The organism is Mesorhizobium sp. BR1-1-6, from assembly GCF_020165355.1.
Lineage (GTDB): Bacteria > Pseudomonadota > Alphaproteobacteria > Rhizobiales > Rhizobiaceae > Mesorhizobium.
Genome location: NZ_JAIUHZ010000009.1, coordinates 119407 through 144182 on the forward strand (window position 1 = coordinate 119407; position 24776 = coordinate 144182).

At 63.6% G+C, this 24776-nt stretch carries 22 protein-coding genes; 12 read left to right on the forward strand and 10 right to left on the reverse strand.

What is annotated here, in order from left to right; translation table 11 throughout:
• The first annotated feature begins 203 nt into the window (after positions 1–203).
• Positions 204–1028: a DUF2189 domain-containing protein gene (locus LB545_RS18870; RefSeq protein WP_140515546.1), complete on the forward strand. Its 825-nt coding sequence runs from the start codon at positions 204–206 to the stop codon at positions 1026–1028.
• A gap of 25 nt (positions 1029–1053) precedes the next feature.
• Here the strand turns inward: LB545_RS18870 and LB545_RS18875 are convergent, their stop codons facing one another.
• The 3 genes from LB545_RS18875 to LB545_RS18885 all read right to left on the reverse strand — a co-directional run bounded on the left by LB545_RS18875 (position 1054) and on the right by LB545_RS18885 (position 5904).
• Positions 1054–1686 (reverse strand): LysE family translocator, encoded by a 633-nt coding sequence (locus tag LB545_RS18875; RefSeq protein ID WP_140583801.1) that lies wholly within the window; start codon positions 1684–1686, stop codon positions 1054–1056.
• 114 nt (positions 1687–1800) lie between these two features.
• The gene (locus LB545_RS18880; protein WP_224705625.1) at positions 1801–3777 is read right to left on the reverse strand and encodes a TadE/TadG family type IV pilus assembly protein; all 1977 of its coding nucleotides are present in this window, start codon (positions 3775–3777) and stop codon (positions 1801–1803) included.
• A gap of 195 nt (positions 3778–3972) precedes the next feature.
• Positions 3973–5904 carry a pilus assembly protein gene (locus LB545_RS18885; RefSeq protein ID WP_224705626.1) on the reverse strand — a complete coding sequence of 644 codons (1932 nt, stop codon included), beginning with the start codon at positions 5902–5904 and terminating at the stop codon, positions 3973–3975.
• Between the two features lie 249 nt (positions 5905–6153).
• Here LB545_RS18885 and LB545_RS18890 point away from each other — a divergent pair, with 249 nt between their 5' ends.
• A complete protein-coding gene (locus LB545_RS18890; RefSeq protein WP_224705651.1) occupies positions 6154–7014 on the forward strand; it encodes a TIGR01459 family HAD-type hydrolase in 861 nt (286 codons plus the stop codon).
• Between the two features lie 6 nt (positions 7015–7020).
• On the forward strand, positions 7021–8001 hold the full coding sequence (locus LB545_RS18895) for a bifunctional riboflavin kinase/FAD synthetase (RefSeq protein WP_140495019.1): 981 nt from the start codon (positions 7021–7023) through the stop codon (positions 7999–8001).
• A gap of 43 nt (positions 8002–8044) precedes the next feature.
• Here LB545_RS18895 and LB545_RS18900 read toward each other — a convergent pair whose 3' ends face one another.
• Positions 8045–8599, reverse strand: a complete 555-nt coding sequence (locus tag LB545_RS18900; RefSeq protein ID WP_140670093.1) for an HdeD family acid-resistance protein — start codon at positions 8597–8599, stop codon at positions 8045–8047.
• A gap of 227 nt (positions 8600–8826) precedes the next feature.
• On the opposite strand from LB545_RS18900, the gene LB545_RS18905 reads away from it, so the two are divergent.
• The gene (locus LB545_RS18905) at positions 8827–9597 is read left to right on the forward strand and encodes a MipA/OmpV family protein (protein ID WP_224705627.1); all 771 of its coding nucleotides are present in this window, start codon (positions 8827–8829) and stop codon (positions 9595–9597) included.
• Between the two features lie 12 nt (positions 9598–9609).
• On the opposite strand, the gene LB545_RS18910 is transcribed toward LB545_RS18905, so the two are convergent.
• Both LB545_RS18910 and LB545_RS18915 read right to left on the reverse strand, forming a co-directional pair.
• The gene (locus LB545_RS18910; protein WP_140494233.1) at positions 9610–10044 is read right to left on the reverse strand and encodes an RES family NAD+ phosphorylase; all 435 of its coding nucleotides are present in this window, start codon (positions 10042–10044) and stop codon (positions 9610–9612) included.
• Between the two features lie 2 nt (positions 10045–10046).
• On the reverse strand, positions 10047–10490 hold the full coding sequence (locus tag LB545_RS18915) for an antitoxin Xre/MbcA/ParS toxin-binding domain-containing protein (RefSeq protein ID WP_140494231.1): 444 nt from the start codon (positions 10488–10490) through the stop codon (positions 10047–10049).
• A gap of 296 nt (positions 10491–10786) precedes the next feature.
• On the opposite strand from LB545_RS18915, the gene ileS reads away from it, so the two are divergent.
• The gene (gene ileS, locus LB545_RS18920) at positions 10787–13750 is read left to right on the forward strand and encodes an isoleucine--tRNA ligase (RefSeq protein ID WP_140631419.1); all 2964 of its coding nucleotides are present in this window, start codon (positions 10787–10789) and stop codon (positions 13748–13750) included.
• A gap of 203 nt (positions 13751–13953) precedes the next feature.
• On the forward strand, positions 13954–14631 hold the full coding sequence (locus LB545_RS18925) for a hypothetical protein (RefSeq protein WP_140494227.1): 678 nt from the start codon (positions 13954–13956) through the stop codon (positions 14629–14631).
• Positions 14632–14674: 43 nt separating this feature from the next.
• On the opposite strand, the gene LB545_RS18930 is transcribed toward LB545_RS18925, so the two are convergent.
• A complete protein-coding gene (locus LB545_RS18930; protein WP_140495017.1) occupies positions 14675–15124 on the reverse strand; it encodes a nucleoside deaminase in 450 nt (149 codons plus the stop codon).
• A gap of 182 nt (positions 15125–15306) precedes the next feature.
• Here LB545_RS18930 and LB545_RS18935 point away from each other — a divergent pair, with 182 nt between their 5' ends.
• From LB545_RS18935 to LB545_RS18955, 5 genes are all read left to right on the forward strand, one after another.
• On the forward strand, positions 15307–17364 hold the full coding sequence (locus tag LB545_RS18935; RefSeq protein WP_224705628.1) for a pseudouridine synthase: 2058 nt from the start codon (positions 15307–15309) through the stop codon (positions 17362–17364).
• Entirely contained in the window at positions 17361–17915 is a 555-nt protein-coding gene (rsmD, locus tag LB545_RS18940) for a 16S rRNA (guanine(966)-N(2))-methyltransferase RsmD (protein ID WP_140494223.1), read from the forward strand. The genes LB545_RS18935 and rsmD overlap by 4 nt, the downstream gene beginning before the upstream one ends.
• 140 nt (positions 17916–18055) lie before the next feature.
• A complete protein-coding gene (locus LB545_RS18945; protein ID WP_224705629.1) occupies positions 18056–19438 on the forward strand; it encodes a M16 family metallopeptidase in 1383 nt (460 codons plus the stop codon).
• 2 nt (positions 19439–19440) lie between these two features.
• A complete protein-coding gene (locus tag LB545_RS18950) occupies positions 19441–20817 on the forward strand; it encodes a M16 family metallopeptidase (protein ID WP_181168491.1) in 1377 nt (458 codons plus the stop codon).
• On the forward strand, positions 20814–21683 hold the full coding sequence (locus tag LB545_RS18955) for a patatin-like phospholipase family protein (protein WP_140494217.1): 870 nt from the start codon (positions 20814–20816) through the stop codon (positions 21681–21683). The genes LB545_RS18950 and LB545_RS18955 overlap by 4 nt, the downstream gene beginning before the upstream one ends.
• Positions 21684–21780: 97 nt before the next feature.
• Here LB545_RS18955 and LB545_RS18960 read toward each other — a convergent pair whose 3' ends face one another.
• Together LB545_RS18960 and efp are read right to left on the reverse strand one after the other, a co-directional pair.
• Positions 21781–22323 carry a dihydrofolate reductase family protein gene (locus LB545_RS18960; protein ID WP_140880477.1) on the reverse strand — a complete coding sequence of 181 codons (543 nt, stop codon included), beginning with the start codon at positions 22321–22323 and terminating at the stop codon, positions 21781–21783.
• Between the two features lie 190 nt (positions 22324–22513).
• Positions 22514–23083, reverse strand: a complete 570-nt coding sequence (gene efp, locus LB545_RS18965) for an elongation factor P (protein ID WP_140494213.1) — start codon at positions 23081–23083, stop codon at positions 22514–22516.
• Between the two features lie 123 nt (positions 23084–23206).
• On the opposite strand from efp, the gene epmA reads away from it, so the two are divergent.
• Complete coding sequence (gene epmA, locus LB545_RS18970; protein WP_224705630.1) at positions 23207–24253, forward strand: EF-P lysine aminoacylase EpmA; 1047 nt, start codon at positions 23207–23209, stop codon at positions 24251–24253.
• A 26-nt stretch (positions 24254–24279) separates the two neighbouring features.
• Here epmA and LB545_RS18975 read toward each other — a convergent pair whose 3' ends face one another.
• Positions 24280–24696, reverse strand: coding sequence for a VOC family protein (locus LB545_RS18975; protein ID WP_140494209.1), 417 nt, complete (start codon positions 24694–24696; stop codon positions 24280–24282).
• Between the last annotated feature and the right edge of the window lie 80 nt (positions 24697–24776).

Below are 24776 nucleotides of genomic sequence, written 5' to 3' on the forward strand. Positions count from 1 at the left end.
TTCGAATGGCCCATCGTCCGGGAAATCCGATGCCGAAGATCGCGCGGCTTCTGCCGGGCAGCGATGACAATCCCGTGATAGCCTGTCTGGAACCATCGATTTGGCGACAGCCCCTGGCAAATCGGGTATGCTGTTACATCTACTAGTGGCAGCTACGGGCGGCCATCACGGTGGTGACCGCCCCCGACAACGGGAGGAAGCTTATGGCCAGCTTTCATGTCATGGCGGACGCGCGTGGTATGCATGTGCAGCCCACGGTGCGCCACATCACCACATCGGACCTCTGGGATGCGCTGCGGCTCGGTGCCGAGGATTTCTGGGCAAAACCGTCTCACTACGTTTTCCTGTGCCTGATCTATCCCATCGTCGGCCTGATCCTGACGCAGTGGACGTCTGGCTCCAACGCCATTCAGCTCGTCTATCCCTTGATGTCGGGTTTCGCCCTTGTCGGCCCTTTCGCCGCGCTCGGCCTCTACGAGATCAGCCGCCGGCGCGAGCTCGGCATGAACACCAACTGGCGACATGCCCTCGATGTCCGCCACTCGCCGGCGGTGCCTTCGATCGCGGTCATCGGCATCATGCTGTTCGTGCTGTTCCTGTTGTGGCTGTTCACCGCGCAGTCGATCTACACCAGTCTGTTCGGCGACCAGCCGCCGGCTTCGATCGGCGCCTTTGTCCGCGACGTGCTGACGACCAGCAAAGGCTGGACGTTGATCCTTCTCGGCAACGCCGCCGGCTTCGTTTTCGCCGTGATCGTGTTGGCCACCACTGTCGTCGCCTTCCCGCTGCTGCTCGACCGTGACGTCGGCGCCGTTTCGGCCATAGAAACCTCGGCGCGGGCGGTGATGGCAAATCCGCTGCAGATGGCTCTTTGGGGCCTGACGGTCGCGGTGCTGCTGGTGATCGGTTCGATCCCGCTGTTTGCCGGGCTCGCGGTCGTTATGCCCATCCTTGGCCATGCCACCTGGCACCTCTACCGCAAGGTGGTGGAACCGGAGCGGACGCAGCAGACAAGACGGCCGATGTAGACCAACGCCGGGGCCGCCGCTGGGCTCAGCGCTGTGCGTCGGTCGCCATCTTCAGCGCCAGCGCCGTCAGCACCCCTCCCATCATCCAGCGCTGGATGACCAGCCACAAAGGCCGCCCGGCGAGAAACGCGGCGATCGAGCCGGCCATCACCGCGATGATGGCATTCACGGTCAGGCTGATCGAAATCTGCGTCGCGCCGAGCACAAGAAGCTGAGACAGGACATGGCCTTTGCCAATGCTGATGAATTGCGGCAGCAGCGACAAATAGAGCACCGCCACCTTCGGATTGAGCAGATTGGTCATCAGGCCCATGGCGAACAGCTTGCGCGGCCCGTCTTTCGGCAGGTCGCGCACCTGGAATGGCGAGCGTCCGCCCGGCTTCACGGCCTGCCAGGCCAGCCACAGGAGATAGAGCACGCCGGCAAAGCGCAGCGCGTCATAGGCGAAGGGTACGGCCAGCAGCAGCGCCGTGATTCCGAATGCCGCCGACAGCACATAGAAGAGAAAACCGACGGCGACCCCGCCAAGCGAGATCAACCCGGCCTTCGGCCCTTGCGACAGGGAGCGCGAGATCAGGTAGATCATGTTTGGACCCGGCGTCAGCACCATGCCCAGGCAGACCAGCGCGAAGGCGAGGTGGTTGGCGGTATCGGGCATTGTTCGTCCCCAGGCGTGCCGCGATGGATGCGATCCAGCGTGCAGCCATTATGTGCCCGTTGCGGCAGGCGCCCACAAGGGCTTGGCGGCGTCGGGCGTTGCGCCAGAGTTCGGTTAACCGACCACGCGCAGGTTCGACAATTCGTTGCCGATTTCCTTGAAATCGTTGGACAGGCTGGCGCCCGTCGCATTCCAGAACAGCTTGGCGGGTTTGCTCGGGTCCGCCGGGTCCTTGCGGAAGCGCGAGACCGACGAGCATGATTTCAGCGCATCGATGGCGTTCTTGTCGGTGGTCTTGGTCGTGGACAGGTCGAGAGCCACTGTCATCACCATGATGTTGGCCGCCTTGGCGTTGTTGCAAAGCGTCGTCATCTGCTCGTTGAGCGCGCTGGTGTAATTGCCGTTCGAATAGTCGAACTGGCCGATGGCGCTCGATGTGCCCATGAACAGGCGCCCGACCGAGGTGCCGGCATAGCCGGGCTTGAGATAGCCGTAGGACGCGTAGGTCGACTTCGAATCGGCGGGGTCGGAATAGCTGAGCGAAGACGGCGTGTAATAGGTGTTGGCGCCGTCGGTCAGCACGATCACCACCTTGTCGTTGCCTTTTTCTGTTTCCGGGCGCCCCTGCGTGAACGGCTCGCCGCTCGAGACCACCCGCCAGCCCCAGCCCATGCCCTCGGGAACATTGGTGCCGCCATCCGGCTGCATCAGGTCGATCGCGGCTTTGATCGTGGCGAGCCCATCGGCGACGCTGACGTCGGTCAGCGGCGTGATCGGGTTGGTGGTGCAACTGTAGTTCGGGCCGTTGCCTGCGGGCAATACCGGCGCATCGATCGGCCGCGGCTGGAAATATTTGGTCATGTTGCGCAGCCGGGCTTGGCCGCTGCTGCTCGAAGGATCGTCGTTCCACCAGCTGTTGATGGCGCCGTAGGTCTTTGGTGCGGCTTCGTTGGGATCCTGGGTGATCTTCCAGTGATTGCCGGGTTCATCCGGGGCGAACATCGGCACGAACATCGTCGCCGGATCGCCCACGCCTATCCCGGTGTTGGCCGAGCCGCCGGACGGCGGGGCGTCGTTGACATTGTAGGGGTAGGGCCGGGCTTCGACACAGCCTTGCCAGCTGGCGAACGGACCGTAGGAATCGACATAGTCGTATGCGTCGTAACTGCGCTTGCAGGTATTGTTCCAGTTGTATTCAGCACAAACAACGTGCTTGCTGTTTTTAACACGCTCATGGCTGGTGACGACCTTCATGTCGCGGTAGAGCGAAAACCGGGTCAGCATCTGGCCTTCCTCGTCGCCCCAGCCGGTGCCGCGTTTGTACCAGATGCCGTTGGTCTGCTGGGCGTATTTGTTGGCGGCGTTCAGCGTCGACCAGTCGAAATTCTCGTTCGACACCGGTGACAGGCCCTCGGTGTCCATCCAGGACGCATTGCCATTGCCAGGACCGACATTGACCGAGGCGGCAAAGGGTACGAGGCCGAACTGCACCGGCTTGTCGACCTGCTTGATCATCGCGGCCTGTTGGGCAAGCGTGTCGACCAACTGCTTCGCCGCGGTCTTGAGGAGATCGATGCGCTTCTGCCCCGAGCCGGTTCCGGGCGTGACCATCGATCCGGAATTGTCGAGCACCAGCGCTACTTCGAGCGTGTTCTTCAGCCGCACCTCCGAGCACGCGGTGAAGCCGATATTGGTGGCGCCGGTGCCGCCGAGCAGTATCTTCGCCGTCGGCAGGAAGTAAGGATTATAGGTCAAGGTGCCGCAAAGCTTCATTGTTCCGCCGCCAGCGGCGTTGCTGGGCAAAGTGAGGTTGAGCGTCGTGTTGGCGGCATCGACATCGTTCAGATTGGCATTGAAGAAGTCGAGCGCATAGGCCCTCAGCTGGTCGTCGGTGGCGCCTTCCGTCACGCGGCGCGCCGTGGCGAAGTTGGCGGCGTCGAGCGCGTTCAACACCGTCTGCTTTTCGCGGTTCATTTCCGTGAAGTCGACCGCGAGCGCCAGCCCGCCCATCAGCGGGACCATCGCGAAGGCCGTCACGAGAGCATAGTTGCCGCGCCTGTCGCGGCGGAATTGATGCCAGATTTCACGCATGTCTTGCAGCGGCCCCCGCCGGCGGATTCTCGTTCGATGCCAGCTTTCCACAAAACGCTGAAGGACGGGTTTGGGAAACCGCTCGATTGCTTGGTTCGCGCTTCACCAAGCACTAACCAATCTGGAGCGGCCCCCCGGTGCCTCCAAAAAACGACACCCCGCCGGATGCAGGGCGTCGACGTGGAATTCGTCGGATCAGCTGACGATGCGCAGGTTGGACAGCTCGTTGCCGATCGCCTTGAAATCGTCGGACAGCGTTGCGCCCGTCGAATTCCAGAACAGCTTCATCGGCTTGCTCGGATCGGTCTTGTCCTTGCTGAAGCGGGAATCCGAAGAACAGGCCTTCAGCGCATCCATCTGCGTTTTCTCCGCTGTCTTGGTGGCGTCCAGATCAAGCGCGATGGTCATGACCATGACCCCGGCGGCCTTGGCGTTGTTACACAGGGCGGTGAAATGCTCGTTCATCGCTTTGGTGTAGTTGGCGTTGGAATAATCGTCCTTCGCGACATTGGCGCTGGTCCCCAAGAACATGCGGCCATAGCTGTAGCCGTTGCTGTAGGGGACGACGTAACCGAGAGCCGAATAGATCGCCTTGCTGCCAGCCAGGTCGTTACCGCCAGAACTCCAATTGGTTCCAGAGTAGGTCTGCGCCGTCACCGAGGTCGGCGTGTAGTAGGTGTTGGCGCCGTCGGTCAGCACGATCAGTACCTTGTCGTTGCCTCTTTCCGTTTCGGGCCGGCCCTCGGTGAAGGGTGCCGTGCTGGAAAGGGTCCGCCAGCCCCAGGCCATGCCTTCCGGCACGTTGGTGGCGCCGTCGTCGGCCATGGCATCGATGGCGTTTTTGATCAAAGTTGCGCCGGCTGTCGTGGAAACATCGGTTAGTGGCGTGATTGCCGTCGTGCTGCAGCTTGTATTCGGCCCGGCGTCCATGCCGTAGGCCGGCGTGACCTTGTTCACCCAGTCGAAATATTTTGGCATGTAGCGCTGGCGTGCGGCGTCGGACGCGCCTGAACTCACTGGGGCGTCGACATCCCAATTGTTATTGGCTGGCCTTGAAGAGCTATCGACGCGGTCGGTTTCGTCGGGCGCGAACATCGGCACGAAAAGCGTTGCAGGCAGTGTTGTCGATGCAGCTGTGTCCTGGATATTGTATGGATATGGGCGCGACTCGACGCAGCCACCCCAACTCGCGACCGGCGCATAGGTGAAGGTCGCGTTCGATGCACAAGTACCGTCCCAATTCTTGAGACTGCACGCTGAAATGCGTTTCATCTGTTTGTAGATCGAGAACCGGGTCAGCGGCTGGTCTTTCTGGCTCGCGTCCCAGCCGGTGCCTTTCGCATACCAGATGCCGGCGATGTTTTGCGCGTATTTGGTCGTCCCCCACGGCGACTTTTCCTGCGTCATGGTGTTCGTCCAGTCGAAATTCTCGTGATGGATCGGCGAGATGCCGGTCGTGTCCATCCACGCCGCCGAGGCGTTGCCCGGACCGACATTCACCGAGGCGGCGAAAGGAACGAGGCTGAACTGGACCGGCTTGGTGACCTGCCTCATCTGCTGGGCCTGGCCGGCCAACTGGTCGACCAACTGCTTGGCGGCGCTCTTGAGAAGGTCGAACCGCACCTTGTTCGAGCCTTTGCCGAGCTCCTTCATCGAACCGGAATTATCAAGCACCAGCGACACTTCCAACGTGTTCTTCAGGCGTACTTCGGAGCAGGTGCTGAAGCCGATATCGGTGCTGCCGGCGCTGCCGCCCAGCAGTAGTTTAGCCGTCGGCTCGAAATAGGGCTTGTAGACCAAGGTCGCGCAGAGCTTCAGCGTCCCGCCGCCTGTGTTGTTGTTGGGCAGCGTCACGGCCAGCGTGGTGTTGGCCGGATCTATATGCGCGAGATTGGCTTCGAAGAAATTCTTGGCATAGGCCACGGCGTCGGCGTCGCTGGCGCCGGCAACGATCTGCTGGGCCGTGGCGAAGCCGGCCGCGTCCAAGGCGTTCAAGGCGTTTTGCCTTTGGCCCACCATTTCCGTATAGTCGACGGCGATCGCCACGGCGCCCATCAGCGGCACCATGGCGAGCACGGTCATCAGCGCATAATTGCCACGCCGGTCGCGTCCGAATCTTCGGATCATTGTCACAGCTGCCCCGCCAAATCGATAGTCAGTGGGGACGGTGTCATAAATCGTTAAATTTCAGGTTTCTGGAATATATCCAAGGTCAGCCTGCACTTTCAAAGCTCGTTAACCAACCAGTGAACGGTGGTGGATGCCGGTACAGGCGGGCGAAAGCTGGTGACAGGCTGGGCCGGTTCGGATAATTCCAACCGGCTGCGGCGAACCGTCGGCTGCGGCACCGCAACGATCATGACTGAAGGATACGGCATGGCGGCCTCGCCTGACATCATCGGTTCGCTCGAAGACGTGTCGAAGAACTATTCGGCCATTCTCTGCGATGTCTGGGGCGTGGTGCACAATGGCGAAACGCATTTTCCCGCGGCTGCGTCGGCGCTGGCGGCTGCCCGTACGGCCGGCATTCCCGTCGTCCTGATCACCAATTCGCCGCGCCGCAGCGCCGACGTCGTGGCCCAGATGAACGTCATCGGCGTTCCCCCATCGGCCTACGACCGCGTGGTCACCTCGGGCGACGTGACCCGCGACCTGATCGTGGAAGGCCCGCGAAAGATCTTCCATGTCGGCGCCGAGCGAGACTTGACCCTCTATGACGGGCTCGACGTCGATCTCGTCGAGGAGTTCGAGGCATCCGGCGTCGTCTGCACCGGCCTGTTCGATGACGAAGTGGAGAAGCCCGAAGATTATGCGGAGCTGCTGCGGCGGCTGCGCGCCAGGAACCTGCCTTTCATCTGCGCCAACCCGGATATCATGGTCGAGCGCGGCGAACGCATCATCTGGTGCGCCGGCGCCCTGGCGCGCGACTACGCACAGCTCGGCGGCCGCACGCTGATCGCCGGAAAACCTTATGCGCCGGTCTATGATGTGGCGATGAAGGAGGTGGCGGAGATCCTTGGCCGGCCGGTCGAGCGCCGCCAGGTGCTGGCCATCGGCGACGGCATGCTGACCGATATCAAGGGCGCGGCCGACAACGGTTTCGACGTTCTCTATGTCTCGGGCGGCATTCATGCCCGCGACTATGGCGATGCATCGCAGCCGGATCCGGCAAGGCTCGCCGCGTTTCTTGACAGGCACGCCTATCATCCAGTGGCCGTCATTCCCAGGCTGCGGTAGATGGCGATGGACGCTTTCCAGCACCTTTCGGCAACCGCGCCGCTGCCCGCCGATTTGCGCGGCGGCGTTGTCGCGATCGGCAATTTCGACGGTGTCCATCGCGGTCATCAGGCGGTGCTCGAACGGGCATTGGCGGAGGCGCGGCGGCGTGGCGTGCCGGCGCTGGTGCTGACTTTCGAACCGCACCCGCGAAAGATATTCAGGCCCGAGATACCGCTGTTCGTGCTGACGCCGCCGCCGATGAAGGCGCGGCTCCTGTCGCTGCTGGGCTTTGCCGCGCTCGTCGAACAGCCTTTCACGCGCGACTTCGCCTCGCTATCGGCGGAAGCTTTCGTGACCGACGTGCTTGAGAGAACGCTTGGCATCACCCATGCCGTGACCGGCTTCGATTTCCATTTCGGCAAGGACCGCCAGGGCGGGCCGGCCTATCTGATGGCGGCTGGCGAGCGCCATGGCTTCGGCGTCACGCTGGTCGATGCATTTCGGGACGAAAGCGCCGAGGTGGTTTCATCGAGCCGCATCCGCGCCTTGCTTTGCGAAGGCGCGGTGGCCGAGGCCGCCGGCCTGCTCGGCTATCGCTTCACGGTGGAGAGCGAAGTCGTGGGCGGCCAGAAACTGGGGCGAACGCTCGGCTTTCCGACCGCCAACATGAGGCTTCCCGCCGAGGCCACCCTCAGGGAAGGCATCTATGCCGTTCGCTTTCGCCGCGCCGACGGAAGGCTGCATGATGGCGTTGCCAGCTTTGGCCGCCGTCCGACCGTCGACGATGATGGCGCGCCGCTTCTGGAAACCTTCGTCTTCGATTTTTCCGGTGACCTCTATGGCGAGATCTGCCAGGTGTCGTTCTTCGGTTACCTGCGCAGCGAGGTCAAGTTCGACGGGCTTGATGCGCTGGTCGCGCAGATGAAGCGCGACGAGGCCGAGGCGAGAGCACTGCTGGCCGGCGTCAAGCCACTTTCGCAACTCGACGCGGCCATGGCTTTTTGAAGCATGGTCCGGTTTTCGGGTTAGATCATGCTCGAATCAGACGTTACTTTTTCAGCGCCAGACCGACGGCGATGAAGGTCCAGCCCTGGAAGATCAGGTCGATTGCCAGGAACAGGCCGAGCACCCATACGCTGTTGACCGGCCAGCCCATAGCTATGATCAACCCGGCGATCACGCTGATGGCGCCGGCCGCGACGATCCAGCCCCAGCCGCGCTCAGGTCGGTGGCTGTAGCCGACCCAGGCGCGCAGCACGCCGGAAGCGACGAGCGCCACGGCCAGCAGGAAGGTCAGCACCGCCGAGGCCAGCAGCGGGTTGTCGAAGGCGAAAAAGCCCGCGACCGCGTAGAGCAATCCGCTGAGCAGCCAGTAGAAGAAGCGGCCCCACGTCTTGACCCCGAAGGCATGCATGATCTCGATGATGCCGGCCACCAGCATCAGCCACCCCACGACATAGACGGAAGCCACCGTGGCAATGAAGAGGTTGCCGAACGCAATGCCGCCGAGGATCAGCAGCAACACGCCCAGGCCAACAAACCACCCCCACTTTGCTCGCGTCTGTCCGATCGCGTTCTTCAGTGCATCGCCGTGCAAGGTCATGTCGCCACCTCCATCGAGGACCGCCAGCAGGGAATGAAGTTACCCTTGGTGCCGACCCGCGTCCAGCCGACGGCGGCCGGATGGTGAGCAATGCGAGCCGGACGTCTCGACCTTAAATCAAATTTTACCAAAGCCTCTTCAAAGCTGTGACCGAAAGACAGTCGTATCGTGTTAATGGGGTAGTCATGAGTCCGGTCGGGAAAATTTCTGCAGCCTTGGCTACCGTCATGCTGGCTACCTCGGGTGCGGCCGATGCCGGCGAGGGCGCCTTCGGCTGGCTGTCCGGCGATTGGTATCTGACGGTCGGCGCCACCGGCATGGTGGCGCCTAATTTCGAGGGCGGCAAGAAGTACCTGCTCAGCGCCTCGCCGATCATCTCCTTGGGCAAGGCTGGCCCGGCGGCCCGCTTCACCTCACGCAACGACAACATTTCGCTGGCGCTGGTCGATGACGGCGGCGTTCGCGCCGGCCTGACCGGCAAGTTCCTGTTCTCGCGCGACGATGGCGATGCCGACGAGTTGAAGGGCCTCGATCCGGTCCGCTGGGGCGGCGAGGTGGGCGGCTTCTTCGAATTCTATCCGACGGACTGGATACGTGCGCGTGCCGAGTTGCGGCACGGCATCCGCGCCCATAACGGCTTCGTCGCCGACATCGCCGCCGACGCCTTCTACGATGTGACGCCAACCGTCAGGATCTCTGGCGGGCCGCGCGTCTCGTTCGCCTCCGCCAAATTTTTCGACGCCTATTACGGCGTCGACGCGCAGGAAGCCGTGGCCTCGGGGTTGAACCAGTATAATCCCGGCGGCGGCCTGAAATCGGTCGGCCTTGGCGGTGCGGTGACGTGGAAGGTGACCGACCCGATGACCGCCAGCCTGTTCGGGGAATATTCACGCCTCGAAGGCCCGGCCGCCGATTCCAGCCTGGTCAAGGAGCGCGGCGACCGCAACCAGTTCATGATCGGCGTATCGACGACCTATCGCTTCGATTTCAAGATGTAGCCGGTATCGGCCTTATTCCAGCAATCGCGTATCGATCTGATGACTTGTGGTGCCGACGATGGCGATGCCTTCGCGTTCCAGCAAGGCGGGATTGAGAATATAGTTTCTGGCGAAGGGAACGATCACGCAAGGAACTTCCATGACTGGATGGCTGGCGGCACTGACAAAATCGCTGCCAATCTCGCGTGTCTTGGCCGGATTGTCTTTCCAGCCCTCGGGCAAATCGGGGACGGCAATGGAGACGCCGTCAGGCACTTCGATTTCCAGGAGCTGGAACGTGGGCGGCAAATCTTCCACGTCGACATGAACGAGAATTTCAAGAAGCGCCGTGGCGGGATGATCCGCACAGTACACAATGGCGGTGCCCTTGATGTTCCAACGGCCGGAGCTGAGCATGCCGCCCCGGCCGGACAGGTCGGCGAAGTTGGAGATACGCCATAGACGCATCGTCAGGCGAAAATGCCATAATCGATGCGATGCAGTTCCTCTTCCACCAGGGAAGCACCGGTTTCCGACTGCAGGAGCGTGATAGGCGCTTCGTTGAGCACCCGGCTGCGTTTGCGCAACCAACGTTGCGCTTTTTCGTGGTCTCCGAAAACACGATCCGCCATTGTGGAAATGCGCTCGATGCGCATGACGCGATCGGACTCGGCAATACTCAGTTTCTCATTGCGTTCTTTCCTGCGCGCCAAAGTGCGCCGCGATCCTACGATCTTGTAGATTTCGTCATTGCTGAACCCACGGTGGCGGAGTTCTTCCACCTTGGTGAAGCTGACCAGGAATTGCCCCGTTGCGGCATCCCGGACCAAGCCATCCTGCGCACGCTCGACCTTCTCCTTACGGGCGGCCCGTCTGGCAGCCGGCACGTGGACCTTGCGATGCGGATTGGACATGACGCGCCTCCGGTGCCATTTGCCCAAACATATATGCGCAATTGGCACAAGCGGCAAGGCGAGTGCCTTGGAGTTCGGGCTTTCCAAGCTGGCCCACCTCGTTTAAAAGCGCGGCCATGACAGTGGTCTCGCGTTCCGTCGCGATTACGATACGAATTACCAGCCCGGTGTTCCGGACGGCCTGAGAGCTGTCGGAGCCGCCGGGAATCTTGCGCGCGACCCCTCGCGCTTTTTCCAGATCATGATAGTTCAGGCCCGAGCTCCCTTGCCGCCGGGCAATCCACAATGGCAGATCAATGACCGATACAGCTGAAACGATCGACTATTCCAAGACGCTTTACCTGCCGCAGACGGACTTCCCGATGCGTGCCGGTTTGCCCGAGAAGGAGCCGGTGCTGGTCCAGCGCTGGCAGGAGATGGATCTCTACCGCAAGTTGCGCGAGGCCTCCGCCGGTCGCCCGAAATACGTGCTGCATGACGGCCCGCCTTATGCCAACGGCAACATCCATATCGGCCATGCGCTGAACAAGATCCTCAAGGACGTCATCAACCGCTCCTTCCAGATGCGCGGCCGCGACGCCAATTACGTGCCCGGCTGGGACTGCCACGGCCTGCCGATCGAATGGAAGATCGAGGAGCAGTACCGCGCCAAGGGCAAGAACAAGGATGAGGTGCCGGTCAACGAGTTCCGCAAGGAATGCCGGGATTTCGCCGCTCACTGGATCGGCGTTCAGGGGGCGGAATTCCAGCGCCTTGGCGTCATCGGCGACTTCAAGAACCCGTATACGACCATGGCCTTCCACGCCGAGGCGCGTATCGCCGGCGAACTGTTGAAATTCGCCATGTCGGGCCAGCTCTATCGCGGCTCCAAGCCGGTGATGTGGAGTGTCGTCGAGCGCACCGCGCTCGCCGAGGCCGAGATCGAATACCAGGACTACGAGTCGGATACGATCTGGGCGAAGTTCCCGGTCGCCAGTCTGGTGCGCCCCGTGGCTGACGGAGAGGCCGCACTGACCGAGAGCGCTCTCGATCTGCTGCAGGCCCATGTCGTCATCTGGACGACGACGCCTTGGACGATCCCCGGCAACCGTGCCGTCAACTATTCGCCGCGCATCGACTACGGTCTCTACGAGGTCACGGCAGCCGAGAACGCCTTCGGCCCGCAGCCGAGCGAAAAGCTGATCTTTGCCGATACGCTGGCCGAAGAGGCTTCGGTCAAGGCCAAAGTCACCTTGAATCGTCTTCGCAGCGTGTCGGCGCAAGAGCTTGGAAGTCTTACGCTTTCGCATCCCTTCAAGGGTCTTGGCGGCGGTTACGAGTTTCCGGTGCCCATGCTTGCCGGCGACCATGTCACCGATGATGCGGGCACCGGGTTCGTTCACACGGCGCCGGGCCATGGTCGCGAGGATTTCGACGCCTGGATGGAGGCGGCCCCGGACCTGCGCGCGCGCGGCGTCGACACCGCGATCCCGTTCACCGTCGACGATGCCGGCTTTTTCACCAAGGACGCGCCGGGCTTCGGTCCGGATCGTGAGGGTGGCGCGGCGCGCGTCCTTGACGACAACGGCAAGAAGGGCAATGCCAACCAAGCGGTCATCGATGAGCTGATCAAGCGCAACGCGTTGTTCGCGCGCGGTCGGCTGAAACACTCCTATCCGCATTCCTGGCGGTCGAAGAAACCGGTCATCTTCCGCAACACGCCGCAATGGTTCGTCTACATGGACAAGGACCTCGGCGACGGCACGACGCTGCGCAGCCGTGCGCTGAAGGCGATCGACGACACCCGTTTCGTGCCAGGGGCGGGGCAGAACCGCATTCGCGCCATGATCGAGGAACGGCCCGACTGGGTGCTGTCGCGCCAGCGCGCCTGGGGCGTGCCGATCGCGGTCTTCGCCGACGCCGACGGCAATGTGCTCCAGGACGAGGCGGTCAACCAGCGCATCATGGACGCTTTCGAGAAAGAAGGCGCCGATGCCTGGTTCGACGCCGGTGCCAAGGAACGTTTCCTCGGCAATCACGATGCCTCCAGATGGAAGCAGGTCACGGATATCCTCGACGTCTGGTTCGATTCAGGCTCGACCCACGTTTTCACGCTGGAGGATCGTCCGGACCTCAAATGGCCGGCCGATGTCTATCTCGAAGGCTCCGACCAGCATCGCGGCTGGTTCCACTCCTCACTGCTCGAAAGCTGCGGCACCAGGGGCAGGGCGCCCTACGATACCGTCGTCACCCATGGTTTCACCATGGACGAGGACGGCCGCAAGATGTCGAAGTCACTCGGCAACACCGTCGTCCCGCAGGACGTGATCAAGCAGTCCGGCGCGGACATCCTGCGCCTGTGGGTGGTGACGACCGACTATTGGGAAGACCAGCGCCTCGGCAAGAACGTGCTCCAAACCAACATCGACGCCTACCGCAAGCTGCGCAACACCATCCGCTGGATGCTGGGCACGCTCGCCCATGACGATGGCGAGGAGGTGCCGCTGGCAGGGATGCCGGAGCTGGAACGGCTGATGCTGCATCGCCTCGCCGAACTCGATGAGGTGGTGCGCCAGGGCTACGATGCCTTCGAGTTCAAGCGCATCACCCGTGCGCTCCTCGATTTCATGGTGGTCGAGCTGTCGGCCTTCTATTTCGATATCCGCAAGGACGCGCTCTACTGCGATGCGCCGTCGAGCGCGAAGCGCAAGGCCTCGGTGCAGGTGGTGCGCCACCTTTTCGACTGTCTGGTGAGATGGCTGGCGCCGATGCTGCCCTTCACCATGGAAGAGGCCTGGCTCGACCGCCACCCCGATGCCGTCTCGGTGCATCTCGACCAGTTCCCGGCGATCCCGGAAAACTGGAAGAACGAGGCGCTGGCGGAAAAATGGCGTAAGGTGCGGCAGGTGCGCCGCGTCGTCACCGGTGCGCTGGAAATCGCGCGTGCCCAGAAGGTGATCGGCTCGTCGCTGGAGGCGGTGCCGGTCGTTACCATCGACGATGCGGCGCTCGAAGCCGCGATATCGGATGTCGACATGGCCGAAATGGCGATCACCAGCGATCTCGTCATCGCCCATGGCGAGGCGCAACAAGGCGCCTTCACGCTCGAAGACGTCAAGGGCGTCGCCGTGGTGATCGAAAAAGCCGAGGACCGCGGCCTGGTCAAATGCGCGCGGTCGTGGCGTTACACCGCCGATGTCGGGCAGGATCCTGCCTTTCCCGATGTCTCGGCGCGCGACGCCGCCGTGCTGCATGAGCTTAGGGCGCTCGGCCGGCTTTGAAGGCCAGGCATATCGGTGCACAACTGCCACGCCGGTCGGTGCAAATCCGTCCGCGCGTTGCCCTTAACGAGTGGTTGAGGTAAACACGCGAAACTCCGGAAGACAAATTGTCGCCGGATTTTCGGCGCAAGTGCTTGGACGATGGGGACCGGACCTTGGGACCGGCGGCGATCGAGAGGCTGTCTAGAGTGGGACTTTTTGGCATGACCGAGAGATTTAACGCGCGCCTCGCGCTGTTGGCGCCGCTTGTCGCATCGGGGCTCGCTCTGTCCGGATGTGTCGGTTCTCCGACCTACGGCACCGACAAGACCGCCGGCGAACAATTGGCCGGCGATCTCACGGGCGCTTTTTCGTTCGCGCCGAAGCGGAAGGAACACATCGATTACAAGCCGCGTCCGACCCTGGTGAAGCCGGCGCCTGGTCAGAAGGAAGCGCTGCCGGCGCCACAGGATAGCATCGAGACCGCAAGCGCCGAATGGCCAGAATCGCCCGAGCAGCGCCGTGCCCGCCTGCGCGCCGACGCCACCGCACACCAGGATGATCCGTCCTACCAGTCGCAGATCGTCGACGACGTGCAGACGGATCCGGCCTCGGTGAAGAAGGCGATGGAAGAATCCGGCTCGAGTCACCCGCCGCGTTGGACGCCTGCCGATTCCGACAAGGGCCGCGCCGCCGATATCCAGCGCCGCCTTGCCGAAAGCAAGCAGGGCGATCCGAATACCCGCAAATATCTGAGCGAACCGCCCCTTGCCTATCGCGTCGCATCCGGCACGGCGCCGCAAAACGAACTCGGCGAAGACGAGTACAAAAAGGAACGCCGCCTGAAGAGAGAGGCGGAAGGCAAGAAGGGCGGCTGGTTCGACTGGCTGCCGTCCCTGTAAAAAGCGGGGCGCATTTGCTTTGCTGACGGGTATCGCACCCCGTTCAGTCGCGGCGTTCCCGAAAGAAATCCTTCAGCAGCAGGGCCGATTCGGCCTCCGCGATGCCCGCATAGATGTCAGGCGTGTGATGGCAGGTCGGCGAAGCGAAGAAGCGCACGCCGTTGACCACCGCGCCGCCCTTTTCGTCCGCGGCGCCAAAGTAGAGCCGGCGCAACCTGGCGAAGGAGATGGCGCCGGCGCACATGGCGCAAGGCTCCAGCGTCACATAGAGATCGTGTCCGGAGAGCCGCTCGCTCGACAGCCTTCGGCAGGCTTCGCGGATGGCCAGCATCTCGGCATGGGCCGTCGGATCGGCAAGCTCCCGGGTGCGGTTGCCGGCACTGGCAATGACCGTGCCGGCGCTGGCGATGACGGCGCCGACCGGCACTTCGCCGCGCGAGGCTGCCGCTTGCGCCTCCTCCAGCGCCAGCGCCATGAAATCGGGCCGCTTCACGCGGGTTTCCATTCCGATTATCTCCTCGCCACTCGACGGTGATCCTGTTATTGAGCGCATAACCTCGAAAATCGGGTACGGTTTTCGGAAATGATCATGCGCCAAATCAAAAATGCTACAGCGTTCGTTGCGCGCCCGAAAGGATGCGCCACGCTGTAGCAGCGCAAACGGACAAAGGCCACATGGACGACAACGACAAGAAATCTCCGCGCCAGAAGGGTCCGGGCAAAAGCGGTCCGAAACCGGCGGGCGCGCGTGGGCGCGATGCCGGCAAAGGCGGCAAGCCGGCCTTCGGCGCCAAGAAACCGTTTGCCAAGCGTGGCGACGGCGGCAAGCCCTTCGAAAAACGCGAAGGGCCGCGCAAACCCTACGCGCCGCGCGGCGCGCGGCCGATGGCCGCCGATGGCGAACGGCCCCAGAAGCGTGAGTACAAGCCGCGCGAAGGCGGCGAAGGCGGGCGCCCGGAGCGGCCCTTCAACAAGGGTCCGCGTCCGCAAGGCAAGCCTTATGAAAACCGCGAAGGCCCGCGCAAGCCCTACGCGCCGCGTGGCGACCGTCCAATGGCCGCCGATGGCGAACGGCCCCAGAAGCGTGAGTACAAGCCGCGCGAAGGCGGGGAAGGCGGGCGCTCGGAGCGGCCCTTCAACAAGGGTCCGCGTCCGCAAGGCAAGTCTTATGAAAACCACGAAGGCCCGCGCAAGCCCTATACACCGCGCGGCGGGCGGCCAATGGCGGCTGAAGGTGCGGCGGGTGAAAGACGCTTCGATCGTCCTAAGCGTGATTTTGCCGATCGGCCCAAGCCCGACTTCTCTGACCGTCCGAAGCGCGATTTCGCAGACCGTCCGAAGCGCGATTTCGCTGCCGACCGGCCGCAAGGCGGTTTCAAGTCCCGTCCCCGTCCTGCGGAGGCGCCCGAGGAAGCCGGCGAGCGGATCGCCAAGCGGCTGGCTCGCGCCGGGCTTGCCTCGCGCCGCGACGCCGAGGAGTTGATCGCGGCCGGCCGCGTCAAGGTCAACGGCCGGGTTCTGTCTTCGCCGGCCTTCAATGTGATGCCGGGCGACATCATCCATCTCGACGGCATGGAGATCCCGCCGATCGAGCGCACTCGGCTGTTCCTGTTCCACAAGCCTGCCGGTGTCGTGACCACCAACCGCGACCCCGAGGGCCGCAAGACCGTCTTCGATGTGCTGCCGGCTGAATTGCCCCGGCTGATGACCATCGGCCGCCTCGACATCAACACCGAAGGCCTGCTGCTGCTGACCAATGATGGCGGCCTGTCTCGCGTGCTCGAACTGCCGGCCACCGGCTGGCTGCGCCGTTACCGCGTGCGCGTCCATGGCAAGGTCGAGGAAAGTGCGCTTGCGGGCCTGCGCGAAGGCATTGCCGTGGACGGCGTCTTCTATGGCGCCATCGAGGCGAGCCTCGACCGCGAGCAGGGCTCGAACGCCTGGCTGACGATCGGCTTGCGCGAGGGCAAAAACCGCGAGGTCAAGAACATCCTCGGTGCGCTCGGCCTCGACGTGACGCGGCTGATCCGCATCTCCTACGGCCCGTTCCAGCTCGACGAGCTCCCCGAAGGCCATGTGCTGGAGATCAAGGGCAAGGTGTTGCGCGATCAGCTCGGCGAACGCCTGATAGAGGAATCCGGTGCCAATTTCGATGCCGAGATAACAAAACCGTTTTCCAACTTGCCGGTGCGGCGGGTCGAGCCGCGCCGCGAGGAGGCCGAGCGGCCGAGATTTTCGCGCGAGGGTGACCACCGGCCGATCGGCGAGGGTGGCCTGATCAAGAACCGCAAGCGCCGCGAAGGCAGCCGTGACGAGGCGCTGGGCAAACTGTCGACCAGCCCCGACAGAGGCGCGAGGCCGGAAAAAAGCTTTGGCGACCGCGGCCCGAGACCCGAACGCGGTAGCTTCGGCGACAAGCCGCGCGGTGGTTTTGGCGGCAAGCCGGGCGGCAAGAAATCCGAGCGCGAGCAGCGGCCGATCGAGCCGCCCGGCCAGCGCAAGGCCAATGTCTGGATGGCGCCGGGCGCGCGGCCGATCGGCAAGGGCAGGGCGGAGGCGGATGCTGCCAAAGCCGCTGAAGCCAAGGCCCGCAAGGCGTCTTTCAAGCCGGCCTATAGCAAGCCCGGCGGCAAGCCGGGCGGCCCAAAGCCGTTCGGCAAGCCGCGTGGCGAACGTCCGGGTGGCGGCGGCGAGCGGCCGCGCGGCGGTTTCAAGGGTCCAAGGGCGAAATGAGGATCGTCGGCGGCGAGTTTCGCGGGCGCCCGCTGGCGACGCCCCGCGGCAGCGCCATCCGCCCCACCACAGACCGCACCCGCGAGGCTGTTTTCAATGTGCTGGCGCATCGCTTTGCCGATCGGTTGCAGCGCGCGCGCGTGCTCGACCTGTTCGCAGGCACGGGCGCTCTCGGGCTCGAGGCGCTGTCGCGCGGCGCGTCCTATGGCGTCTTCATCGAGGAGTCGGCGGAGGGCCGCGGCCTGATCCGCGACAATGTCGAGGCCTTCGGCCTGACCGGCCGCACCAAGATATTCCGGCGCGACGCGACGGCTCTGGGCGAGGCCGGCACGCTGGCGCCGTTCGACCTCGTTTTCGCCGATCCACCTTACGGCAAGGGTCTTGGCGAACGCGCGCTGAGGTCGGCCAAGCAAGGCGGCTGGCTGCGTCCCGGCGCGCTGTGCGTGGTCGAGGAGGCAGCGGCGGCGCCTTTCGAGCCGGGACCGGGATTTTCAGTTGTCGACGAGCGCCACTATGGCGAGACGCTGATCCGGCTTGTCGAGGCCGCCTGAGTTAAGCTTCATTTGCGGGCGAAGATGGAATGCGAGCCCTCTTCCCAGGGGAGCAGGTCGTGCCATGCCAGAAATCAACAATTCACTTTCACAACATCGGCGCGCCGCCTATCGTCCGTCATGAGAAACCGGAGCCATTGATGACATTTCAGGCTGAATGGCTGCGCAAGACGCTCTTGGCCACATTGCTGGCTTTGGTCATTGCCGGACTGGTCCCGGCGGCCTTCGCCGCCGACAAGCGGCCGGCCGAGTTCAAGGTAACGGATTTCCTGCTCGACAATGGCATGGAAGTGGTCGTCATTCCCGACCATCGCTCACCGATCGTCACCCATATGGTGTGGTATAAGGTGGGCAGCGCCGACGAGCCGCCAGGCAAATCCGGCATCGCCCATTTCTTCGAGCATCTGATGTTCAAGGCGACGGCCAATCACGCCGCCGGCGAGTTCGACCGCGCCGTCTCCGACATAGGCGGCTCCAACAATGCCTTCACCTCCTACGACTACACCGCCTTCCACGAGACGGTGGCGCCGTCGGCGCTCGAGCTCATGATGAGCTTCGAGGCCGACCGCATGCGCAACCTCATCCTCACCGACGATGTCATCAAGACCGAGCGCGACGTCATCCTGGAGGAGCGCCGTTCGCGCATCGACAACAGTCCCGAGGCGGTGCTCGAAGAGGAACTCGACGCCACGCTGTGGCAGAACCAGCCCTACCGAATTCCGGTCATTGGCTGGATGCAGGAGATGGAGCAGTTGAACCGCACCGACGCCATCGCCTTCTACAACAAATACTACCAGCCCAACAACGCGGTGCTGATCGTGGCCGGTGACGTCGAGCCCGACACGGTCAAGGCTCTGGCCGAGAAAACCTACGGCAAGATCGCGCGCGGGCCCGACCTGCCGCCGCGCGTCCGCCCGGTCGAGCCGGAGCAGAACACCAGGCGCACGGTGACGCTGTCCGACGCCCGCGTCAGCGTGCCGAATTTCTCCACCCAATGGGTGGTGCCGTCCTACCACACGGCCAAGCCCGGCGAAGCCGAGGCGCTCGACCTGCTGGCGGAAATACTGGGCGGCGGCAACCGCAGCCGGCTGTATCAGGCGCTGGTGGTCAGGCAAGGCATCGCTTCCAACGCCGGGGCCTATTTCCAGGGCACCATGCTGGATGACACCAACTTCACCGTCTATGGCACGCCGCGCGGCGACGCCAGGCTCGTCGATGTCGAGGCGGCCGTCGACGCGGAGGTCGTGCGCATCGCCAGGGAAGGCGTCACCGTCAAGGAGCTGGACAAGGCTAAGGACCGCTATGTCCGCTCGATGGTTTTCGCCCGCGACAAACAGGATTCGATGGCCAATATCTATGGCGCCGAGCTTGCCACCGGCGGCAATGTGCAGGACATCGAGCAATGGCCGGAGCGCATCCGCAACATCACTCCCGGCGAGATCAAGGCCGTCGCCGCGCGCTATCTGGTGCTGGCCCGGTCGACGACCGGCTATCTCTTGCCGCAGCAACAGGCGGGGAATTGATGATGAAGAGCGAGCAACACGGCTCTTTCCCGTCTCCCAAACGGGGAGAAGGGAGGGCACGCGCAGCGCTTGTCACTTTGCTCCTTTCCATCTTCTTCCTGGTCCTGCCGGCGCTTGCCGCCCGCGCCATGGACATCCAGCAGGTCACGTCGCCCAAGGGCGTCACCGCCTGGCTCGTCGAGGATTATTCGGTGCCGATGGTGGCCATCCGTTTCGTCTTTGGGGGCGGCTCGACGCAGGATCCGCCGGGTAAGGAAGGGCTGGCCAATCTGATGACCGGTCTGTTCGACGAAGGCGCAGGCCCTCTGGACAGCGACGCCTTCCAGGTGAAGCTCGACGACGCCGGCGCCGAGATGAGCTTCGAGGAGACCCGCGACGGCATCTACGGTTCCATGCGCATGTTGGCCGAGCAGCGCGACGAGGCGTTCGACCTGCTGCGGCTGGCGGTCAACGAGCCGCGTTTCGACCAGGCGCCGATCGATCGCATCGGCGCCCAGATCCTGTCCGGCATCATCGCCGGAGAGAACGACCCCGATACGATCGCGCAGGACAGGTGGGCGCGCGCGCTCTATGGCGATCATCCTTATTCGCGCTCCGACCAGGGCACCAGGCAGAGCATCGCCGCCATCACGCGGGACGATTTGAAGGCGCTGCACAAGGCGGTCTTCGCGCGGAGCGGACTGCATGTCGCGGTGGTCGGCGCCATCGACCCGGAAACGCTGAAGAAGAAACTGGACATGGTGTTCGGCAACCTGCCGCAGAACCAGGCGCTCGCGCCGGTTGCCGACGTCGAGCCGAATCTGGCGCGGCATATCGAGGTCGACTACGACCTGCCGCAGACCTCGCTGCAGCTTGCCTGGCCCGGCGTGAAGCGCAAGGCGGCGGATTTCTTCCCCGCGGTTCTGATGAACGAGATTCTCGGCGGCGGTACTTTCACCTCGCGCCTGTTCCAGGAGGTGCGCGAGAAGCGCGGGCTGGCCTACAGCGTCAATTCCTCGCTGATCAACCAGGATCATGCCGACGCGCTGATCGTCACCACCGGCACGCGATCGGACCGGGCCGCCGAAACCCTCGGCATCGTGCGGGACGTGGTCAAGCGGCTTGCCGAAGACGGCCCGACCGACGCGGAACTGGCGGCAACCAAGAAATACATGATCGGCGCCTACGCCATCAACAACCTGGATTCCTCCAGCGCGATCGCCGCGACCCTGGTCGAGCTGCAGCTCGACGACCTCGGCGTCGATTACATTCAGCGCCGCACCGGCCTCATCAACGCGGTGACACTCGACCAGGTCAAGGCCGCGGCGAAGAAGCTTTTGTCGGCCGAGCCGACCATCATGGTCGTCGGACCGCCCTTGGCCGGAGCCAACAAGGGATGAGCCTCACCTTCGGCATCGCCTTTGGCGGCGGCGGCGCGCGCGGTCTGGCGCACATCCATGTCATCGAGGCGCTGGACGAACTGGGCATCAGGCCGGTCGCAATCGCCGGCTCGTCGATCGGCGCCATCATGGGCGCCGGCATGGCCTCCGGCATGACCGGCAAGGACATCCATGATTATGCCCGCTCGATCCTCGGCCGTCGCGCCGAGGTGGCGAGCCGCATGTGGCGGGCGCGGCCCGGCACCATCGCCGAGGCCATGCAGGCCGGCATCCGCGTCAGCCAGTTCAATGTCGAACGCATCCTCAAGGCCTTCCTGCCCGAAGCCATTCCCGAAACCTTCGCCGAGCTGAAAATCCCGCTGAAGGTGACGGCGACGGACTATTTCGGCCACAAGCTGGCCGTGTTCGCCGAAGGCGACCTGCATTCGGCGCTAGCGGCTTCAGCGGCCATTCCTGCCGTGTTCCGCCCGGTGATGCGCGACGGCCGGCTGCTGATCGACGGCGGCATCTACAACCCTGTGCCCTTCGACCTGATCGAGGATGATGCCGACATCATCATAGGCGTCGACGTGGTCGGCGCGCCGGAAGAGGCCGACCACAGGCGGCCGACCTCCGTCGACCTGATGTTCGGCGCCACTCAATTGATGATGCAGTCGATCATCGCCAACAAGCTGAAGCAGTGCCAGCCCGACATCCTGATCCGCCCGGCGGTGTCCAAATACCGCGTGCTCGACTTCCTCAAGATCGAGGTCCTGATGACCGAGACGGCGGATATCAAGGACCAGCTGAAGCGCGAGGTGGAGAGGGTTGTGGAGGCTAGGGAAAGTGCTGCTGTCGAGCAAAGACGGGGAAAGCAGACCGGGTGACGCGAGGTCCACACGTTGCCTCACGTCACCGCTATAGTTTTGATCCCGAAAGCCAGGCGCCCTCCAGTCCTCTCTGGAAGAAGGGCACTCTAACCGATTACGATTTCGCCAGCACCGGCGCATACTCCAGCGCCACCACCCCATTGCTGAATGGCTTGGCGGAAATCAACTCAAACGACACCGGATCGCCGGCCGGAAACAGCTTTTTGCCTTGGCCAACGGTGCCGGGGTAGCTCAGCAGCCTGACGCGGTCGACCAGACCATGGCGCAACAGTTCCTGCGCGACGTTGAGGCTGCCATGCACATAGATGTTGCCGCCGCTACCTAGCTTCAGTGTCCTGACCGCCTCCGGCAGCGGCCCCCTGAGCAGCTCGGCCGGTTTCCAGTCGAGCACCTTCAAACTGCTGGACGCGACGTATTTCGGCAGCGCGTTGAACCGGTCGGCGAAGTCTCCGGTTTCGCTCGGCCACGAGCCGGCGAAAATCTCGTAGGTTGTGCGTCCCAAAAGCATGGCGCCGCTGTCAGCCAGCTCGTCCTCCTTGAACCTGTTCATCTCGTCGTTCCAGGTCACGCCAGGCAGTTTCTCGACTTCGGCGATGCCATCGACGCTGATGAATTCGGTGACGATAAGCTTTCTCATTGGCGTTCTCCTTTCCACAAGGACGAACGATGATGGCTTTGTGCGACACGCTTCTGGAAATAACGCTGCGCTTGTTGTTTGGCCGGGCAGCGTCGGCCTCGGCCGGCGCCAATTGGCGATGCCGCCGATCATCGTCAGCGGCTAAAAATAGGGTCCGGCTGAGAAGCTGGCGACGCCTGGCGCCGTCCTCTCAGTCCTTCGCGCGCTCCACATAGGACCCATCGGCCGTCATCACCACCACGCGGGTGCCTGGCGCGATATGCGGCGGCACGGCGGTGCGCACGCCGTTGGAGAGCAGGGCGGGCTTGTAGGAAGAGGACGCCGTCTGGCCCTTGGTCGTGGGCTCGGTCTCGACCACTTCGAAGGTGGCCCGCTGCGGCAGCACCAGGGAGATGGCGATGCCGTTGAACTGCGAGACCTGAACCGGCATGCCTTCCTGCAAATAGGGGGCGGCATCGCCGACGACGGCTTCCGACACCGCCACCTGGTCGTAGGTCTCGGGGTTCATGAAGTGATAGCCTTCGCCGTCGGCGTAGAGGAAGGTGTGCTCGCGCTCCTCGACATAGGCGCGCTCCACCTGTTCGGTGGTGCGGTAGCGTTCCGAAACCTTCACCCCGTCGCCGATGCGGCGCATGTCGAGCTGCGTCACGGGCGTGCCCTTGCCTGGGTGGATGTTTTCGGCAAAGAGGATCACATAAAGCTTGCCGTCCTTGTCGACGACATTGCCTTTGCGGAGCGAACTGGCGATGACTTTCACCACGGTTTTTTATCCTGCGAGAGTTGACGGGTCTTTGCCGGCTTGTGCGGCTTTGGATGGGGGCCTAGCGCATCTCGGCGCGAACCGCCAGCCCCCAACGCGAACCAGCGCGCCTTCAAACCGCTCATGACCGCCGCTTCGCCCTGGTGGACGCCGCATGTCCATGCCGATCGCCGCCCGCGCCTGATGCTGCGCAACGGCCTTGCCGCCGTTTTGCGTGACTGGTTCGCCCGCCGCGATTTCATTGAGGTGCAGGCGTCGGCCCTGCAGATATCGCCCGGCAACGAGGCGCATCTGGCGGCCTTCGCAACCGAGACGGTCGCGCCGGACGGGCAGCGCAAGCCGCTCTATCTGCATACGTCGCCGGAATTCGCCTGCAAGAAGCTGCTCGCCGCCGGCGAGACCAGGATCTTCAGCTTCGGCCCGGTCTATCGCAACCGCGAGCGTGGCCCTTTGCACCATCCCGAATTCACCATGCTCGAATGGTACAGGGTCGGCGAAACCTATGAGAGCCTGATGCGGGATTGCGCGGATCTGCTGGCGCTGGCCGCGACAAGGGCAGGGGCCACGCGCTTCAGCTTTCGCGGCCGCGACTGCGATCCTTTCGCGGAGCCGGAGCGGCTGACGGTGGCGGACGCCTTCGCCCGCCATGCCGGGATCGATCTGCTTGCGACGGTCAGCGCCGACGGCATCACCGACCGCGATTCGCTCCATCAGGCCCTTACCGGTGCCGGCCTGCGTACCGCGCCCGACGACGGCTGGGCCGACCTGTTCAGCCGGGTGATGGTGGAGAAGATCGAGCCCAATCTCGGTATCGGCCGCGCGACCATCCTTTGCGAGTACCCGGTCGCCGAGGCGGCTCTGGCGCGACCGAGCCCACGCGACCCCCGCGTCGCCGAGCGCTTCGAGCTCTATTGCTGCGGCGTCGAACTTGCCAACGGCTTCGGCGAGTTGACGGACGCCGAGGAGCAGCGCCGGCGCTTCATCATGGAAATGGACGAGAAAGAGCGCGTCTATGGCGAGCGCTATCCGCTGGACGAGGATTTTCTCGCGGCACTCGCGGTCATGCCACAGGCCAGCGGCATCGCGCTCGGCTTCGACAGGCTGGCGATGCTGGCCACGGGCGCGCAAAAAATCGAGGATGTGATCTGGACGCCTGTTGCCGGGTCCTGAGTCCGCGCGCCACGGCTTGCACCATGTCAATGCGCGAAAATCTGCTCCAGCGAACGAAAGCCCTTGAATTCCAGCGCGTTGCCCGAGGGATCGCGGATGAACAGCGTCGCCTGTTCGCCGGGCTCTCCCTTGAAGCGGATCATCGGCCGCTCCAGCCAGTCTATGTCGGCGCGTGCTTCCAGCCGCGCGGCAAGCCGCTGCCAGTCATCCATCAAAAGCACGGCGCCGAAATGCGGGATCGGCACCGCCATGCCGTCGACCTTGCCGTCGCTGGCAGCCGGCGCGGCCGGTGGCCGCAGATGCGCCGACATCTGGTGGCCGAACAGGTCGAAATCGACCCAGGTCTCCGAAGAGCGGCCGATGGCGCAACCCAGCACCTCGCCATAGAAAGCGCGTGTTTCATCGAGATCACGGACCGGGAAGGCAAGATGGAAAGGCGTCATTGGAAATGCTCCGTGCTGGCGATGCGGTGCCGCGCTTCGCGATGGGCGGCTGAACCGATGCATTTTGATTGAAGCTTGTG

What these genes read in the sequence shown, in the direction of transcription:
- rsmD (WP_140494223.1), top strand. Translation starts at nt 17,361, where the DNA reads ATGAGGATCGTCGGCGGCGAGTTTCGCGGGCGCCCGCTGGCGACGCCC.
- LB545_RS18955 (WP_140494217.1), top strand. Translation starts at nt 20,814, where the DNA reads ATGAGCCTCACCTTCGGCATCGCCTTTGGCGGCGGCGGCGCGCGCGGT.
- LB545_RS18935 (WP_224705628.1), top strand. Translation starts at nt 15,307, where the DNA reads ATGGACGACAACGACAAGAAATCTCCGCGCCAGAAGGGTCCGGGCAAA.
- LB545_RS18960 (WP_140880477.1), bottom strand. Translation starts at nt 22,323, where the DNA reads ATGAGAAAGCTTATCGTCACCGAATTCATCAGCGTCGATGGCATCGCC.
- LB545_RS18925 (WP_140494227.1), top strand. Translation starts at nt 13,954, where the DNA reads ATGACCGAGAGATTTAACGCGCGCCTCGCGCTGTTGGCGCCGCTTGTC.
- LB545_RS18885 (WP_224705626.1), bottom strand. Translation starts at nt 5,904, where the DNA reads ATGATCCGAAGATTCGGACGCGACCGGCGTGGCAATTATGCGCTGATG.
- LB545_RS18905 (WP_224705627.1), top strand. Translation starts at nt 8,827, where the DNA reads ATGCTGGCTACCTCGGGTGCGGCCGATGCCGGCGAGGGCGCCTTCGGC.
- LB545_RS18910 (WP_140494233.1), bottom strand. Translation starts at nt 10,044, where the DNA reads ATGCGTCTATGGCGTATCTCCAACTTCGCCGACCTGTCCGGCCGGGGC.
- LB545_RS18975 (WP_140494209.1), bottom strand. Translation starts at nt 24,696, where the DNA reads ATGACGCCTTTCCATCTTGCCTTCCCGGTCCGTGATCTCGATGAAACA.
- LB545_RS18890 (WP_224705651.1), top strand. Translation starts at nt 6,154, where the DNA reads ATGGCGGCCTCGCCTGACATCATCGGTTCGCTCGAAGACGTGTCGAAG.
- LB545_RS18870 (WP_140515546.1), top strand. Translation starts at nt 204, where the DNA reads ATGGCCAGCTTTCATGTCATGGCGGACGCGCGTGGTATGCATGTGCAG.
- ileS (WP_140631419.1), top strand. Translation starts at nt 10,787, where the DNA reads ATGACCGATACAGCTGAAACGATCGACTATTCCAAGACGCTTTACCTG.
- LB545_RS18900 (WP_140670093.1), bottom strand. Translation starts at nt 8,599, where the DNA reads ATGACCTTGCACGGCGATGCACTGAAGAACGCGATCGGACAGACGCGA.
- LB545_RS18880 (WP_224705625.1), bottom strand. Translation starts at nt 3,777, where the DNA reads ATGCGTGAAATCTGGCATCAATTCCGCCGCGACAGGCGCGGCAACTAT.
- epmA (WP_224705630.1), top strand. Translation starts at nt 23,207, where the DNA reads ATGACCGCCGCTTCGCCCTGGTGGACGCCGCATGTCCATGCCGATCGC.
- LB545_RS18875 (WP_140583801.1), bottom strand. Translation starts at nt 1,686, where the DNA reads ATGCCCGATACCGCCAACCACCTCGCCTTCGCGCTGGTCTGCCTGGGC.
- LB545_RS18950 (WP_181168491.1), top strand. Translation starts at nt 19,441, where the DNA reads ATGAAGAGCGAGCAACACGGCTCTTTCCCGTCTCCCAAACGGGGAGAA.
- LB545_RS18895 (WP_140495019.1), top strand. Translation starts at nt 7,021, where the DNA reads ATGGACGCTTTCCAGCACCTTTCGGCAACCGCGCCGCTGCCCGCCGAT.
- LB545_RS18945 (WP_224705629.1), top strand. Translation starts at nt 18,056, where the DNA reads ATGACATTTCAGGCTGAATGGCTGCGCAAGACGCTCTTGGCCACATTG.
- LB545_RS18915 (WP_140494231.1), bottom strand. Translation starts at nt 10,490, where the DNA reads ATGTCCAATCCGCATCGCAAGGTCCACGTGCCGGCTGCCAGACGGGCC.